Source organism: Flavobacterium zhairuonense (genome assembly GCF_004352915.1).
In the GTDB taxonomy this organism is placed as follows: domain Bacteria; phylum Bacteroidota; class Bacteroidia; order Flavobacteriales; family Flavobacteriaceae; genus Flavobacterium; species Flavobacterium zhairuonense.
In genome coordinates this window covers 407,958-424,885 of record NZ_SJSY01000076.1, presented here as the reverse complement: position 1 = coordinate 424,885, position 16,928 = coordinate 407,958, and the positions used below count along the sequence as shown (strand labels likewise).

Genomic DNA, 16,928 nt, shown 5'->3' with positions numbered 1-16,928 from the left:
TAAAAAACCATGAAATCAAATATAAATTTTTATAAAAAAATGCTTCTTTTGGTGATGTTGTCACTAAGCATCAGCATGTTTGGACAAGCAAAACCTAAGGTTCTTATTTTGGCAACGGGAGGTACTATCGCCGGAGCAGCTAAAAGTGGCGTGCAATCAGGATATACTTCTGGTCAAGTTACTATAGATGCAATGGTAAACGCAGTTCCAGATGCATTGAAACTGGCAGACATCAAAGGCGAGCAAATTTCGAATGTAGGATCTCAGGATATGTCTTTTGAAATCATGCTGAAATTAGCAAACAGAATCAATGAATTGGCTTCCAGCAAAGATGTTGACGGTTTTGTAATTACTCACGGAACAGATACTATGGAGGAAACTGCTTATTTTTTAAATCTTGTAGCAAAAACAGATAAACCTGTAGTTCTTGTTGGCTCTATGCGCCCTTCGACAGCCATAAGCGCCGATGGACCTTTGAATTTGTACAATGCAATTGCAGTTGCGGCAGATCCTAATGCTAAAGGTCATGGGGTGCTTTTGGTTATGAATGATTGGATTCATTCTGCACAATCGCTTACAAAAGTGAGCACTACTGCAGTTCAGACGTTCATGTCTCCAATTCGCGGACTTATTGGAACAACAGCCTACGGAGTAAATGATTTTTACCATTATCCAGATCAAAAGTTTGGAAAAACTTCTGAATTTGATGTAAAAGGCGTTACTTCTTTTCCTCGTGTAGATATTATTTATGCTGATGCGGATATGAAACCAGATTTGATTGACGCTTCTATCGAAAAAGGAGCTAAAGGAATCGTAATTGCAGGGGTAGGAAACGGAAACATGAACAAAGCATCGCTTGATGCTTGCGCCAGAGCCAGCAAAAAAGGAATTATTGTAGTACGAAGCACACGTGTTGCAACAGGTATCGTTGGGCGTAATGTAGAATGCAATGATGATGAATTAGGACTTATTGCATCTTATGGATTAAATCCGCAAAAGGCCAGAATTTTATTGACAGTGGCTCTATTGAAACCTCGAAAACTAGACGAACTTCAAAAAATATTCTTGGAATACTAAGAGTTTTGTGAAAAATTATTGTTGAGTATTGAGTTGTTTTGCTATCAAGAAAACATCTCAATACTCAATTTGCAAAAGTTAGAATCTTTGTTTCGTTTTTTATTATTGGTTTAGTTAATGATGGCCGAGTAGGTTTTATTACAAGGGGTTTAATAAAACCTATGGAGCTATCTTTTAAAATCAATGAAACCTGAATTTAAACAATTACCATGCTGGAGGCTTTTTTATTTGGTTTATTAGCGACATCTTCTTTGATTCTTGGCGGAATTATCGCTATTCGGTTTAATTTAAGCAATCGTCTTATCGGAAAAATTATGGGCTTCGGGGCAGGGACTTTGATTTCTGCTATTTCTTATGAATTGATTTTTGAAGCCGTAAAACTTGGAAAAGGCACTAATTATCCCACGTTTGGTTTTTTTGGTGGCGCACTCTTGTTTTATGGAGCAGATAAGCTTATAAGTCATTTTGGAACTAAAAATCGTTTGAAGTTGGGAGCTCCAAAAGAATCAAATTTAATTGTTCCAATGGTTTTGGCCATTATTCTTGATGGAATTCCCGAATCGATAATTATAGGTTTAGGTTTTTTTAAATATCAGACAGGAAGCCTTGCAATGCTTGTCGCCGTTTTTATTTCAAATCTTCCAGAAGCCATTGCTGGTTCATCAGGGATGAAGGAAGGAAATTGGAGCAATAAAAAAATAATACTGCTCTGGATATTTATTTCGGTTTTATGTGCTTTTGCTTCTTTGGGAGGATACTCATTTTTTGGTCATGCTTCAAGCAAATGGCTTTCATTTATCCAAGCTTTTGCTGGCGGTGCGATATTGATGATGTTGGCAAATTCAATGATTCCGGAAGCCTATGAACATGGGCAAAAATCAGCTGGCGTTTATACTGTTATTGGCTTTTTCGTTTCAGTTTGTGTCGTTGTTTACGAAAATATGGCGCATTGATTTCTAGAAAGCCTCTCCAATTCTAAAATAAATTCCCCAATCACCTTTTCCTACTGCACCATCTAAACCAACATTGAATTTTTCGTTTTTAAAAGCCCTATATCGATAACCAACTCCAGCTCCTGGATATAATTTCCAATCAAAACTAGGTGTATCTGATCCATAAATTGTTGCAACGCCGGCAAAACCTACAGCACCCATTCTTTTACTAAAATTGTATCGATATTCGCCTTGTATTGCCATAAGTCCATCACCACGATATTTTCCTTCAGAATAACCCCTGATGTCATCGTTGCCAATTGTTACTTGCTGTTCAAAAGAAATATTTCCCAATCCAAATTTGCCAGCAAAACGAGCTGCTACAACATCTTTTTTATCTCTTACAGAGTAATAAGAATTATATTCGGAAATAATTTTATTTGCATTGACTTCATTTCCAAACCATTCGGGATAACTAATCCATCTTGCTCTTATTTTATTTCCTTTCGTAGGATAATAAATGGCATCTCGAGTGTCATAGAGCAAAATTGTTTGCAGTCCGTTGGTGTGTGAGGTAGAAGCTGGCTGTATATCATCTTCATAAGCAGTGTCATAATGTGCGTAGGAATAACCTAATCCGCCATAAAATGATTTGAAGATTTTTCGCAATACACTTACACTTACTAAAGTAGTTTTGGTGCTGTAATCATAAAAAGTAGGCGCATCAAAATCGTCCATGAAAAATTGAGAATTTTGATTTCCAGTCATAAGAAACAATTGTGCACGCCATTTGTCTTCGTTAAAATGCCATTTGTTGAAAGAGCATATAAAATATGATTTGTTTGTGGTATAAATTGCGGTAAGCCCAGACAAAGATTTTGGCGAAATCGTATCGGTTTTATCCGTTTTGTACATCATCATTGGGATTGCTCCAAACATGAAATCCAACGTTCTATTGTAACTTATATAAGGCATTACATTAAAATCAATATTCTTGGTTTTAGCTGTTTTAGTCTTTGTGCTGTCTGTCGGTTTTTCTTGAGCCAAAGTACAGGAAAAACAAAATAGTAAAAGTATTATAAAGAAAGGCTTTTGCATATGATTTAAGAAATGAGGTGGTTGTGGACAACTGTTTGACAACTAAATTAAAACCAATTTATTTTCCATGAAACTTAAGGGCTGTTTAAGACGTTCCATTTTATAAAATGGAACAAGTTCGTGCAATTTTCTCTTTAAGAATTCTCTAAATTTATTTCTTAAAAAAGCCTAAAGTAAAACTAAGACGGAATATTTAAAGCTCGCTTCTGAAGACAAGAAAAGCAATCTCAAAAAACAAATTTAAACGCATAAAATTTAATGAGATATTGGCAATTAAAAGATTTAAAATTAAAGTTTCTGGCTTTGATATGTTGTTGTGTCAATTTGAGTTTTGCACAACAAGATAGTATTGGATCGGCAAAAATAATTAAGCTTGATGAAGCAATATCATTAGGAATTCAAAATAATCGCCAACTTAAAATTGCAAATGCAGATTTAGCCATTGCCAATGAAAATGTCAGTCAGGCAAAAATTGCTAAAATGCCACGAATTGGCGTCAACGGAGGATATACCTATATAGGCGATCCTAAAATTTATGAAGGTTTTTATGAAAGCAATATTTCGGTAGATTATTATAATCATCAGGTTTTTGCCAATATCATATCATCGTTGCCAATTTACAACGGAAGCGCCATTAACAAGAGAATTGATCAACAAGAACTTTTAAGCCAAATGCAACAATCGGCCGTAAAAATGACGGAAGCCGATGTCAAAAACGCCATTACAGAACAATATTTTACACTTGAAAAACTGTATAGGCAAATTGAAGTAACGAAACAAAACATCATCAATACTGATTTGCGAATCAGACAATTGAAATCACGTGTAGATAATGGGCAGAATATAAAAAGTGATCTTTTAAGAACAGAACTGCAGCAATCGAATTTTAAGGTTTCGGTTTTTAGAAGCACAAATACCATAGAATTGATCAGCAATTATTTGGATATTTTAATTGGTTTTCCAACCAATACCATTTTGAAGCCAATAGTTACAGAAAGCATGCTTCCGACAGAAAATGTAAACCTGCAGGAAAGTTTGGCTGAAGCTTTTCAAAATAGAGAAGAAATAAAACGTGCCGAAGTAAAAATCAAATTGTCTGAATCGTCTTTGAGCTTGACTAAAAGCGGTTTTATGCCAAATATAAATGCTAATCTTATTTTGAATACCGAATATCCCGCGCAATGGCCAAATTATGTCAATATTCTGAATTACTGGGCAGCGGGCGTTTCATTGAATTGGGATGTTTCGAGTTTCTACAATCTTAAACACCGTATTTCGGGCGATAGACTAGAAATCGACAAAAGTAATATAGCTCTTCAGGTTACAAAAGACCAAATTAGTACAGAAGTTAAAAATGCTTATGTCAGATATGCAGAAAGTAAAGAAAATATCAAAACGTATAAGAAAGATGTTGAGCTTTCAATGAGCAATTATAAAATCGTAAAAAGTAGGTATGACAATGATTTTGCCTTAATCAGCGAAATAGTCGATGCTGAGCTGCAGCTGAACAATTCCAGAATCTCATTGGTTAATGCCAATTTAGATTTAATTATTCAATATTATTCTTTGCAATACGCAATGGGAAAACTTTAATTTAAAAAGTATGAGCGAAGCAAATGTCCAAAACGAAACGATTCAAAAAGATAAAAAGAGAAATACCATTCTTACTGTGCTGTCTTTTGGTTTTTTGATTGCCGGCGGTTTATGGATTTTGAGTTTGTTTTTTGACTTTAGTACTTATGAAACCACTAATAATGCTCAGGTTGAAGCTTATATCAACAATGTTGCAGCAAGAGCTACAGGACATATTAAAGAAATCAGATTTGAATCCAATCAATTTGTTCATAAGGGAGATACTTTGGTCGTTTTAGATGATGCAGAATATATTATAAAAGTAAATCAGGCGGAAGCTGATTTGGCTATCGCCGAAGGAAATCTTCATTCATTGGAACAAAACATTACAACATCGATGTCAAATCAGGCATCGGGAAAAGAAAAACTTGCCGGAGATATGGCAAGCCTTGAAAAAGCACAAAAAGATTATCAACGATTTAAAAATATGTATGCTGATTCGGCTGTGACACGAAATCAATACGATCAAGTAATTTCAAAATTAAAATCGGAAGAAGCATATGTAAAGGCAGGCCAAAAAAATCTGGAAGCAAGCAGTTCTGTAACCAAACAAAGTACAATTAATCTTGAAGCAGCAAGAGCTACAGTTGCGAGAAAAAGAGCTGATTTAGCTGCAGCAAAACTGCAATTATCATATACCAGTGTTATTGCACCAGGAGATGGATATATAGGCGAGCGCAATTTGTCGATTGGAGAATTAATCAATTCAAATCAAACTGTGGCGACCATTGTCTTGAATCAAAAATTATGGATTTCTGCCAATTTCAAAGAAACCCAAATTGAAAAAATCAAAAGCGGACAAGAAGTGACTATTACGATAGATGCCCTTGACGGAAAAGAATTTAAAGGAAAAGTAATTGGATTTTCTCCAGCAACGGGCGCTAAATTTTCAATGGTTGAGCCGGATAATTCTACAGGGAATTTTGTGAAAATCACACAAAGAATTCCCGTAAAGATTGAGTTTGAAACTCCTGCCGAAGATTTGAAAGATGTAAGACCAGGAATGAATGTGACGGTTGACGTAAAAAAATAAGAGATGTTTGCAGGAAAAAAAGGAAGCGTTTTTACCCTAATAGGATTATATATCCTTACCATTCCTTTTTTTAATGGCCTCAATGTTACAACTTATGATAATTCGCAAATCATGGGGCATTTTGGAGAATCGACCACTGTTTTTACATACTCCATTTATATTCCCATTTTTGCTATGCTTGGTTTTATGCCTTTGGGGCTAAAATTGGGAAAACAAATCAAGGTTCGAACCTTGATTTTGTCAGCGAGTTTTCTGTCTTTGATTTTCAATACTGCTTTGTTGTTTGTGTCTACTATTGAATGGTTTGTGTTTTTTAGATCGTTGTTAGCGATTGTTTCTGTAATTGGAATATTTGCATCAATGGTTCCTATTTTGATAAAATACAATCCGGCATTTAATATGGCTTTATTGTATGGAATTCTGCAGTTTATTCAAAAAGGAAGCCAGCATCTTTATCAATATTTGGGAACAAATTTTACAAGTTTGCATAATTGGACTTTTGGAATTTATTTTTTGAATGTGAATTTCTTGATTTGCATTCTACTGGCTTGGTTTTTTTATAGAGCAGATGTTGCTCCAATGAAAAACGTCTTTCAATTTGATTGGCGCGGTTGGATTATTATGCTTTTATTTTTTCTGATAATTCTTTTTTTGTGTGCTGAAGGACAAACCAGAAATTGGTTCAGCGACCCTAAAGTAGTTTTGGCAATAGGATTATTGTTTATAATGGCTGGGATTTATCTGCTGCATGTTCGTTTTACTTCTGATCCCATTATTAATCCAGATGTTTATAAATACAAAAATGTTGTCATTGGCGCTTTTTTGATGTTTTATATCGGAGTGATGAATGGCACCGGGAGTGTTGTAACAGGATATATGACAAATGTTTTGGGTTTTGACCCAGTACTTAACGCTTTGACGCATTTGGCAATATTATTTGGATTATGTATTTCGATTCCGCTTTCAACGTATCTTTTGTTTAAAAGGATTTATTTGGCCACTATTTGGGTAATTGGTTTTGCATGTTATGGATTTTATCATATGATTCTGTTTTTTAGATTTTACCCCGGAATTGATTCTACTGATTTTTTTGTACCGCTTGTTTTTAAAGGTTTAGGAATGGGGTTTCTATTTCCTGTTTCCTTGCTTTATATTTCAGAAGGTGTTCCTCCAATTTTGAGCACATCGCGCATGATGACCGGAATTATTTCACAAGCTGTTTTTGCGTCTTTGCTTGGAAGCGCTATTCTCGGAACTTTTATTACAAATATGAATATTCAACATAAAACAGGTCTAAGCCAGCAATTGACAGAGGTTAATAAAATGGCAGAAAATCAATTGGAAACTTACAAAAGAAATTTTTTATATATGGGATTATCAGATGCTGAGGCGCAGAAAAAAGCAGAAAAAAGTCTTTCAAATCAAACCGCTCAAGCCTCAATATTATTGGCTTACAAAGATATTTATTTTGTAATGTCTGCCATATGCTTTTTTCCTATTTTGATCATTCTGCTTTTCAAATTGTGGCGCAGACCAATTGGCAGAGTAGAAGTAGAGCCGATACCGATTTGAGTTTAAAAACATCACACTTAAAATAAAAAAATGATGATAAAAAATAATCGCCTTTTATATCGTTTATGGGCTAATGAAAGTGGGCTGGGAGGTATGCTCATCTTGCTTTTCATTATGCATTTTATTGCCATTCCATTTTTTGGAAGCTATCCACATTTTATGATCGGCCTCAATATTTTTTGGATGTTGTTTTTATTTGCGGGAATTTTTTCGCTTTCTAAACACAAAAAGCAGGCGTTTATTATTTCTATTATCCCGATTTTGTTTGTCATTATCCAGTGGATTGATTATTTCAACAGAAACATTATCATTTTATTTGCAGACCTTTTTTTGACTATAGCGGTCATGGGACTTTTAATAATACTGGTTTTAAGAAAAGTTTTAGAACCGGGACCTGTTACAACGTACCGAATTATTGGCTCTGTTGTAGTTTATATGCTTCTGGTGCATCTTTGGTGTACGCTTTACTTGTTTCTTTTTAGGCACATTGAAGGCTCTTTTAATTTAGCAGAATCTAAATTTGAGATCAACAGTGATCAGGCGAGTTTTATGTATTTCAGCTATATTACCATGAGTTCTACAGGTTATGGCGAAATTGTGCCTTTGCATCCACTAGCGCGCTCTTTGGTGCAGATAGAAGTGCTTACCGGAGTTTTGTATCCAGTGGTCTTAATAGGACGATTAGTTTCTGATGCTAATTTTTCTATCCAAAAAAAATAAAATCAAATTTAACCAATCATATCTAAATCAAAATAAACATGAAAACAACCAATTCAATTAAACGTAAAGAACTCTTTGATACGATTTTGCAGTTATTTTTCATTTTCCTGATCGTTGGATTTTGTCTTAAATTGCTGTTGCCGTTTTTTATGCCAATCCTTTGGGCTGTAATACTTTCGGTCGTATTTTATCCGTTGTTTGATTTTCTGCAACGAATTTTGAAAGGAAAGAAAACCCTAGCATCTGTTATCATAACAATTGTGATTATTGCAGTAATGTTAGTACCGCTTATTTATTTTTTGAAAGCGGCAATAGCCAATTTTTTAGAATTGAAAAATAGTTTTGAAGCTGGAACCTTGAAAATTACGCCTCCTGGACAAAACATAAAAGAATGGCCAATAATTGGTAAACCGCTATATGAATTCTTACTAATGATGTCAACAGATTTAGAGCAAGGCGTAGTAAAATATCAGGATCAGATCAAGGAGTTTTCTTCAAAAATTATGGGAAGCATTTTGAGTTCTGGAGCTGCATTTTTGCAGTTTATTTTATCCGTAATTATTGCTGGAGTTTTATTGGTTACTGGAGGAAGAACTTTTGCAATGAAATTCCTTAAAAAAATTGCCGGAAATAAAGCAGATGAAATCATGACCATTTCGGTTTCAACAATTTATCAAGTTGTTAAAGGAATATTGGGCGTAGCCGTGATTCAAACTATTATTCAAGCAATCGGATTATTTATGGCTGATATTCCGTATGCCGGAATTTTGACTTTGATATGCCTTGTATTTTCAATTCTGCAAATTGGACCAATTATCATTAATATTGGTGTTATCGTATATTTATTTTCTACCGGAGATTCTGGTTATGCCATTTTTTGGACCATATTTTTCATTATCAGCGGACTTTCAGATAATGTATTGAAACCGCTTTTGTTAGGAAAAGGAGCATTGGTGCCAATGCTAATTATTTTCCTTGGAGTTATTGGCGGCTTTATCATGTCAGGATTCATTGGGCTTTTCGTAGGACCAATTGTATTTTCAATAGGTTATAAATTATTTATTGCTTGGTTGGATGATAATGCAGATACGGAAGTTGAGCCAGAACCTTTAGAAAATATTGAACCTCTGGCGTAAATCAGTTGTAAGATCTATAATGTAAAAAATCCCATTTCTTTCAAAATGGGATTTTTTGTTTCCGAATAAAATAAATCTTATTCTGTTATAAAAATAACTTTTAGTGGTTGTGTGAATTAATAAAGTATAAAATAAGATCTTAGCTAAGCTAAAAGCGAAAAATTATTCTTTATACAATACAATAGTTGCTTTGTATCCTGTACCAACATTCCATTGGCTGGATTCAATTACTGCACCTTTGTCGTCGTAAACTTGGAATTCGGCTGTATTTGGCGATGCAGAACCTTCATTCAAAGCTTCAAAATCTATTTTATTAATACCAGGAACCAAGGTAATTTTAAAACCTTGATATTCACCATTCATGGTTACTTCGGGCTCGATTACTTTGTCGTTTAAATATACTTTGATTTTGTCGCCATCCACAAAAGCGGCATCACGATAGCGAATTGTTGAGGTATAAGTCGAAGTTTTAAAGCTTCCTAAAAATTGATTTTGTCTGTAAAAAATACCTTCTACATTTGCAGGTGTTTTATACAAATTGGTATCTTTAAAAAGTTCGTTTGGATCAATTTTCGAAGGATCTGGTTTTTCGACAGGTGCCGGCGGATTCACTTTTGGAGCTTCTTCTTTTGGCGGAACAACTTCTTTTGTTTTTGGAGTTTTCGCCGGAATTGGCTTGTATTTGTTATCCAGTTCTTTTTGTGCAAATCCTTGAACCGAAATTCCGATTGCAAGAATTAAAAACAAAAATCCGATTCTATTTTTCAATTGTACTAAATACATATATTCTTTAAATTAATTTGTTTATCTCTATAGGTATAAACATTTAATTAAAGCATTTATTGCCTTTTGGGCCAATTTTAGATCGTTAACAGTAGCTTTATAAATTAATATAAAAACATTTTACAGAAGCCCCAGTTGCCGAGCTTTGTTTACTAGCTCTGTATCGCTTCCTTTTCCTAATAAGAGCCTACTTTTTATATTGGCTTTTCGTTTTTCTACGGAGCTGATAGATAAAGGAATGTGAGTTGGAATGTCAATTGTTTTTATGCCTTTAGCAAGCAGATTTAAAATTTCAGTATCAAATTTATCCCAATCATAATTTTTTTGAGAGAATTCTTTTTGTGATTTTTTGATTTCTGAACTATAAATAGTTTCTCCCGATAAAATTTTCTCACATGTTGAAGGGAAAGACTCAAAATTTATTTCGCCTTTATAAATGAATCCTTCAGGTTTTATATCGTTTAATACTCTATTAACGATAAATACTTCGGTATGCATTGTTAGTAATAAAATTTTGCATTCCGGATGTGTCTTTCTAATAACGGCGGCCAAGTCGATTCCGCTTAAAATATTTAATTCGGTATAAGGAGGCAAATTAACATCTAGAATTGCAAAATCAATATTTTGATGCTGCTTTTTTAGTTGTGTTATTTGTTTGTACGCATTCTCACAATTGTAATTTTTGTAAAAAATGGTTTCGGAGGCTGTATTGAATGATTCATAGGATAATAGATTGACGTAGCTGTCTACGGTCATCGGATGGTCGTCAACAATCAAAATATTTAGAGGCATTTTGTAAATTTTTTTACAAACATAAATAATGATTATGTTAAAATAGTAATAATATTTTTTAAAAATCTTTAGTTTAAGTTGAATTCAAGACAATCATTTCTGTTTGAAAACTTTATTTCATATTTGATTTTTTTTTTGCTTTATATTTGGTTCAATAAATATCAAATATTGTGAAGTTTAATTTAAAGTTGGAGCTTTTAGTCTTTTTTTTAATCACTCTTGTGTGTCTTATTTATTTGGATAAATCACGCTTTAATGGAGATCAAGACAATCTTTTTAATGAAAAGTATTATAAATCGCTGTCTAGTGATGAAAAAGTAAAATATTTAGATTCAATCGTATTGCTGTTGCCGAGCAAAAAGAACGATACGATTGTTCGTGATCTTTACTTAAAAGCAGGAGAAGAATATTATTTTATCAAGGAATTAGATAAATCATATAAGGTAAGTGCGACCGCTTTAAAGCTTTCAATAAAAGAAAAAGACAGTTCAAGAATTGCCAAATCACTTTATTTTATGGGTGATTGTTATGAAGATGTTCAAAAAGACAGTGCTTATTTTTATTATTTACAAGCTCAAAAAATTTATCAAAAAATTCATGATGACAACAAATTAGGCCGTGTGCATTTCAATAAAGCCTATGTTTTATTTTATGATGCAAATTTTGTTGAATGCGAAATTGAAATTGCAAAAGCACTTCGTTATTTAAAAGAAACACAAAACTTTAAACTTCTTTATGCGTGTAATAATTTAATGGGTAATTGTTTAGAAAAACTTTATTTATATGATGAAGCATTAAAGTATCATCAAAAAGCATTGGGAGTATTAAAAACAATGAAAGAAAAAAATTTAGATGCAACTGACCCTATAGATGATTACAATGCAACTTCAATTACTAATATTTGTAATCTTTACGAAAGAAAAGGAGAATATTCTAAAGTAATAAGGGAATTAAGTTCTTTGTTGACTAAAGATTTATTTGATAAGGCACCTAGTACATACGCTAACACTTTAACAAATTTGGCGTATTGTAAAATGAAAAACAAAGAGTACAACAATATTGAGTCTATGTTTATAGAGGCCATCAAAATTAATAAAAAGGTTAATAATCAAACAGGTTATATTTACACTAAAATCCATTTAGGGGAGTTTTATATCACTCAAAAAGATACCATAAAAGCGTTTGAAAATATAAAAGAAGCTCACAACGTTGCCGTAAGTATCAGAAACACAAATGAGGTTTTAACTACTATTAAGTTGTTGTCTCAAATAGATAAAAAGAAAAGTCTTTTCTATGCCAATCGATACATTTCGATGACTGATAGTATTGAAAAGGTTAAGACAAAAATGAGTAATAAATATGCCAGAATAGAATATGAAACACAAAGTATCGAGGACCAAAATAGGGTCTTGACCAGAAAAAATTTTTATACCTTGATTTTCTCGTTTTCTCTTTTTTTAGTGCTTTCTGGAATTTCACTTTACATTTATTTGAGATCTAGAAATAAAGAACTGCGATTTGTAAAACAACAGCAAAGCGACAGTGATGAGATATTTCAACTTTTAAGCGAACAGAATGAAAAAATAAACAGAGCAAAAGACGAAGAAAAAAACAAAATTGCCAGAGAACTTCACGATGGTGTAATGAATAAAATTTATTCGATACGAATGAATTTAGGTTTTTTTAATGCCAAAGTGGATGAAAAAACAATAGAGAAAAGGAAGGAATATATTTTTGAACTCCAAAATGTAGAAAACGAAATTAGGGCAATTTCTCATGACTTGAGCCAAGAGTCTTTTCTGGAAAACAGTGATTTTAATACTTTGTTATCAAATTTAGTCGATAAACAAAAAGAGGTAAATGATATCGAATTTCATTATGTAATTGATGAAGGATTTAATTGGGATGCAATTTCAAATATTCATAAAATAAATATTTACAGAATAATTCAGGAGGGAATCTTGAATATCCATAAATATTCGAATGCTTCAGAAGCCGTGATAAAAATTGAAATGATTGGTAATAAGTCACTAAAATTATCTATTAAAGATAACGGAAAGGGATTTGATGTTGCAGCGGAAAAAAAAGGAATCGGACTTAATAATATTAAAGAAAGAATAAATTCTTTAAAAGGCCATCTTGAAATTTTGTCTAAAAGAGGAAAGGGAACTCAACTTACTATTTTGTTTGATATTTAAAGTAAATTTTACAGAAATGCTTCAAAAGTAATGTTCGATTGAATGCAGGTACTATTTATAAAAAGTATTTTGTGATCAAAACCCCAGCGGGGTAAAATATTTATAGAATCTCGATACAGCAAATGAAGAAAAGCTCCATAGGAGCGAAATAGATTTAGTTTATAGAAAAAATGTCGCTCCTATAGGGCTTTATTTTAAATGCTAATACTTTTCTATAAATATTTTGCTTCTCAGAAGCTTAAAAAAAGGCTGTTCTTTTTAAAACAGCCTCTTAATTAAAAGAAGTTTTTTAATTTAAAAAGCACATATTGAGCGCAATTGCACTAGACAAGATGGCAATCTTTTCTTCATGGTTAGAATATGTTGCCATAAAATTTACAGTATAGCCACTTGCTGAAATTGCAGCGTTTTTCATCTTTCCGCTCCACTTACTATCAATTGAGCCAATCTGGTTTTCGGAAGAATCATTAATAATGAAATTAGATTTTTTCCAAACATCACAAATTTCTGCAATGACATGATTGGAAGTGTTTAGAATCTTGAAAACAGGTTTAGAAAAGCTGGAATTTGGGTTTATAGCACCTATTTTTTTTCCAGAAGCATCTTGGATCACAATTTCAGATTTTAAGAAACTGCCTTTTCTAGAAATAGTAGCTTCTAATCCACCATTTGCACTTCTAATTTCAATATTAAAAGGAAGTATTGATTTTACAAAAGCTATTGGAAGCACTTTTTGAATGAAACTGAATTTTTGTTTAATTCGGCCTATTCTTTCTTTTTTTTCGTTATAAATATGGCAACTTTCCTGAAAGCCATCTTTTTTATCGACAAAATAGTTATTAGTTTCAAAGAAATCTGAAATCATAGTTTTGAGCTGGTTGGTTTTGGTTATTTTTAGTTTTTGATGCTCAAAATTAGAATTTAAATTACAAGTACAAACAAGTATAAATACCTGTTTGTATCTCAAAAAAATAAGATAAACAACGACTCTGAAAGAAAATAACTACACTGATAATCATTGCACTAGAGTGTATGATTCAAACTTTCTTAAAAGAAGTTTTTAAAAGTTTGAAATTACATTTTAGTAATGATAAATTCGCTTCGTCTGTTCATTTGATGTTGAGCTTCGGTACATGGAACTCCATTTGAACAATTGTTTAAAAGTTGTGTCTCACCATAACCAATTGCACTTTCAATACGTTCAGGAGCAATTCCTTGCGAAATAATATAATCTCTGGTGGCTTTAGCTCTTCGGTCGGAAAGTTCAAGATTATATTGATCGTTTGCTCTTGAATCAGTATGGGATTCAATTTTAATAACAACACTTGGATATTGTGTCATTAAAAGCACCACTTTATTTAACTCAATTGCTGCATCATATCGAACATCAGATTTATCAAGATCAAAGAAAATAATTCCGATTTTGATTTTCAAAAGACCATTTTCACGAACAATAAGAGCGGGATCCAGACCAATCGGCACTTCGGTTTTTCCTGAGTTTTTTGGCATCAGAATCACTTTTGAGCTTGGGGCATAATTATCTTTCGCAGTTTCAATAGTATAAGAAGTACCACAATCTAATGTTTTGCCGAATTCATATTTTCCATCGATTTGTGAAACGGTTTCCTCAATTGCAACTCCGCCAGCATTTTTTAAGGTCACTACAGCACCCGCAATTTTTTTATTCGAAATTGCATCAAAAACATATCCTTTTACGCCTTGCACGCAAAAACGTTCAAACGAATAAATATCATCGTCGCCTTTACCACTTTTTCGGTTAGAACATACAAAACCTTTATTTGTGTCTTCATTTACTATGTAAGCAAAATCATCTCTGTTGCTGTTTAAAGGTGCGCCTAGATTAGCCGGAGTATCAAAAACACCATCATTTATTCGGCTCTCAAAAACGTCGAGACCGCCAAGTCCCAAGAAACCATCAGAAGCAAAATAAAGTGCTTGATCTGTTATAAATGGAAACATTTCGCGTCCGGTTGTATTTACTTTTTCTCCCAAATTTTTAGGTTGAGAGAATTGGTTGTTTCCTAAAATATCGACTACAAAAATATCAGTTGAACCAAGTGTTCCCGGCATATCTGAAACAAAATAAAGTTTTTTGCCATCTTTGCTCACAGAAGGATGTCCAACAGAATAATCATCACTATTGAAAGGAAGTTCTTTTACATCTTTCCAGGAAACAGTTCCATTATTGTTTTCGACAGCAGTTGCCGAGAAAATTTTGATGTTATTGACACCTTTGCTGTCTCGTTTTAGTTTTCCGTTGTAATTGTTTCGAGTAAAATAGATTGTTTTTTCATCTGGAGAAAATGCTACACAGGCTTCATGATATTGCGTTGTAATGTCTTTTCCGAATTTTTCTTTGAAAGTGACATTCGACTGCATATCGTTTATTTTGCCCAATTGCATGTTCAAGTAAGGTTGATCATTCCATCCGTATTTATTTGTTTTTAGAAATGAAGAATCGACTGTAGTAGAGTAAACGAGATCGCCTTTGTAAAACATTGGCCCAAAATCAGAATAAGCAGAGTTGATGTCTAAGTTTTCAAGTAAAAAGGAAGGTTTTATGTTTTCGATATCCTCCAATGTTACGTTTTTTAGAGAGAAATTCTGAGCTCTTGAATCGGTTGATTTTTGCTTTTGTGCGTAAAGCTTCATCCATTTTTTTGCCAGTTCATAATTTTGAACTCCCTGTAATGATTGTGCATAACGAAAATAATATTCGGCAGAAACTTCATTTGAATAGGCAGAAATTAGTTTTTCGTACCATTTTGAAGCGCTTGACATTTTTGTATTGAAATAATATGAATCGCCAAGCCTCTGTAGCATCTCTTTAGAATTGTCCCCATTGTTTACAGAAAGCTCATAAGACTTTGCAGCTTCGACGTAATACATTTTATCAAAAAGTGCGTCGGCTGTTTTGTTTTTGGTCTGCGAAAATGCCAATTGAATGACTAGCAGTACGAGTATAGTAATTCTTCTTTTCATAGACAATTGTATTAAAAGAATCTTGGTGATTTTAGTCCTTTTTTACGGTTAACCAATTCAAATCGAAGCACAATTTCATGCGTGCCGCTGTTGTAATTTTGAAGATCAGTTAGAGTATAGTCATAAGCATACCCAACCATAAACATTGGTGAAATTTGCAAACCTGCGATAGCGCTTACTGAATCTGAAGTTCTATAGGAAACTCCAAGCGTAATGGCATCATTGAACATAAAGTTGGCCGAGATATCAGCAATAAGCGGTGCACCTGCTACATATTTTACCATGGCGGCCGGTTTGAATTTTGTGTGTGCTGATAAGTCAAAAACAATTCCTCCAATAAGGTACAGGTGCATTCTTTCGTTAATAAGATCATCGGCAATATCATCATAATTATAGCGCTCTCGCGTCAAAAAGTTAGGAACTGATAATCCAATATAATCGCGTTCACCGTGCCAGTATAATCCAGCGCCAACTACAGGCAGAAACTTGTTTGTGATGTTTTCACGAAACTGAACATCAGGATCTCTATGACTTCCTTTTGTCCAGTCAATATTTAAAACTCTTCCGCCTCCTTTGATACCAAACGATAGCTTGTGTGTTTGACCGGACTGAATGGTGTAGGAGAAGTTGGCATCTAGATATTGTTCTTCCATTGGACCAATTTCTTCATTTACAATCGAGATTCCCAAACCTAGATTTTTTGCAATTGGGGTATCTAATGAAAAGCTTTGCGTATCTGGCGCACCATCAATACCAACCCATTGCGTTCTTATAAGTCCAGTTACCGTTAAATGCCCTAATGATCCTGCATACGCAGAGTTTACCGTCATTGTATTATACATATATTGCGTGTATTGCGGATCTTGCTGTGCTAATGCTCCGGAGAATGTCATCAGACCGAGTATAGTGAAAACTTTTTTAATATTTTTAATCATAGCCAATTCATATTTTG

14 protein-coding genes are annotated in these 16,928 nt (G+C 33.4%); 8 read left to right on the top strand and 6 right to left on the bottom strand.

Going from position 1 to position 16,928, the window contains the following annotated elements; genetic code table 11:
* Positions 1–9 precede the first annotated feature (9 nt).
* Together EYY60_RS20825 and EYY60_RS20820 are read left to right on the top strand one after the other, a co-directional pair.
* The gene (locus EYY60_RS20825) at positions 10–1,077 is read left to right on the top strand and encodes a type II asparaginase (RefSeq protein ID WP_132991198.1); all 1,068 of its coding nucleotides are present in this window, start codon (positions 10–12) and stop codon (positions 1,075–1,077) included.
* Positions 1,078–1,286: 209 nt separating this feature from the next.
* Complete coding sequence (locus EYY60_RS20820) at positions 1,287–2,030, top strand: ZIP family metal transporter (protein WP_132991197.1); 744 nt, start codon at positions 1,287–1,289, stop codon at positions 2,028–2,030.
* 3 nt (positions 2,031–2,033) lie between these two features.
* Here EYY60_RS20820 and EYY60_RS20815 read toward each other — a convergent pair whose 3' ends face one another.
* Positions 2,034–3,107 carry a BamA/TamA family outer membrane protein gene (locus EYY60_RS20815; protein WP_132991196.1) on the bottom strand — a complete coding sequence of 358 codons (1,074 nt, stop codon included), beginning with the start codon at positions 3,105–3,107 and terminating at the stop codon, positions 2,034–2,036.
* 258 nt (positions 3,108–3,365) lie between these two features.
* Here EYY60_RS20815 and EYY60_RS20810 point away from each other — a divergent pair, with 258 nt between their 5' ends.
* Genes EYY60_RS20810 through EYY60_RS20790 form a run of 5 tightly spaced genes read left to right on the top strand, consistent with a single transcriptional unit; the run spans position 3,366 to position 9,200 of the window.
* Complete coding sequence (locus tag EYY60_RS20810; RefSeq protein ID WP_132991195.1) at positions 3,366–4,700, top strand: TolC family protein; 1,335 nt, start codon at positions 3,366–3,368, stop codon at positions 4,698–4,700.
* 10 nt (positions 4,701–4,710) lie between these two features.
* A complete protein-coding gene (locus tag EYY60_RS20805; protein ID WP_132991194.1) occupies positions 4,711–5,772 on the top strand; it encodes an HlyD family secretion protein in 1,062 nt (353 codons plus the stop codon).
* A gap of 3 nt (positions 5,773–5,775) precedes the next feature.
* Positions 5,776–7,344, top strand: coding sequence for an efflux MFS transporter permease (locus tag EYY60_RS20800; RefSeq protein ID WP_132991193.1), 1,569 nt, complete (start codon positions 5,776–5,778; stop codon positions 7,342–7,344).
* Between the two features lie 30 nt (positions 7,345–7,374).
* Entirely contained in the window at positions 7,375–8,064 is a 690-nt protein-coding gene (locus tag EYY60_RS20795; RefSeq protein WP_132991192.1) for an ion channel, read from the top strand.
* 38 nt (positions 8,065–8,102) lie between these two features.
* Positions 8,103–9,200, top strand: coding sequence for an AI-2E family transporter (locus EYY60_RS20790; RefSeq protein WP_132991191.1), 1,098 nt, complete (start codon positions 8,103–8,105; stop codon positions 9,198–9,200).
* Positions 9,201–9,362: 162 nt separating this feature from the next.
* Here EYY60_RS20790 and EYY60_RS20785 read toward each other — a convergent pair whose 3' ends face one another.
* Both EYY60_RS20785 and EYY60_RS20780 read right to left on the bottom strand, forming a co-directional pair.
* Complete coding sequence (locus EYY60_RS20785; RefSeq protein WP_235832373.1) at positions 9,363–9,983, bottom strand: hypothetical protein; 621 nt, start codon at positions 9,981–9,983, stop codon at positions 9,363–9,365.
* A 120-nt stretch (positions 9,984–10,103) separates the two neighbouring features.
* Positions 10,104–10,775 (bottom strand): response regulator transcription factor, encoded by a 672-nt coding sequence (locus tag EYY60_RS20780; protein WP_132991190.1) that lies wholly within the window; start codon positions 10,773–10,775, stop codon positions 10,104–10,106.
* A gap of 236 nt (positions 10,776–11,011) precedes the next feature.
* Here EYY60_RS20780 and EYY60_RS20775 point away from each other — a divergent pair, with 236 nt between their 5' ends.
* On the top strand, positions 11,012–12,973 hold the full coding sequence (locus EYY60_RS20775) for a sensor histidine kinase (RefSeq protein WP_235832372.1): 1,962 nt from the start codon (positions 11,012–11,014) through the stop codon (positions 12,971–12,973).
* Between the two features lie 289 nt (positions 12,974–13,262).
* Here the strand turns inward: EYY60_RS20775 and EYY60_RS20770 are convergent, their stop codons facing one another.
* The 3 genes from EYY60_RS20770 to EYY60_RS20760 form a co-directional block, all read right to left on the bottom strand.
* Positions 13,263–13,838 (bottom strand): phospholipid scramblase-related protein, encoded by a 576-nt coding sequence (locus tag EYY60_RS20770; protein ID WP_132991188.1) that lies wholly within the window; start codon positions 13,836–13,838, stop codon positions 13,263–13,265.
* A 209-nt stretch (positions 13,839–14,047) separates the two neighbouring features.
* Positions 14,048–15,976 (bottom strand): OmpA family protein, encoded by a 1,929-nt coding sequence (locus EYY60_RS20765; protein WP_132991187.1) that lies wholly within the window; start codon positions 15,974–15,976, stop codon positions 14,048–14,050.
* 11 nt (positions 15,977–15,987) lie between these two features.
* Positions 15,988–16,911 (bottom strand): PorP/SprF family type IX secretion system membrane protein, encoded by a 924-nt coding sequence (locus EYY60_RS20760; RefSeq protein ID WP_132991186.1) that lies wholly within the window; start codon positions 16,909–16,911, stop codon positions 15,988–15,990.
* Between the last annotated feature and the right edge of the window lie 17 nt (positions 16,912–16,928).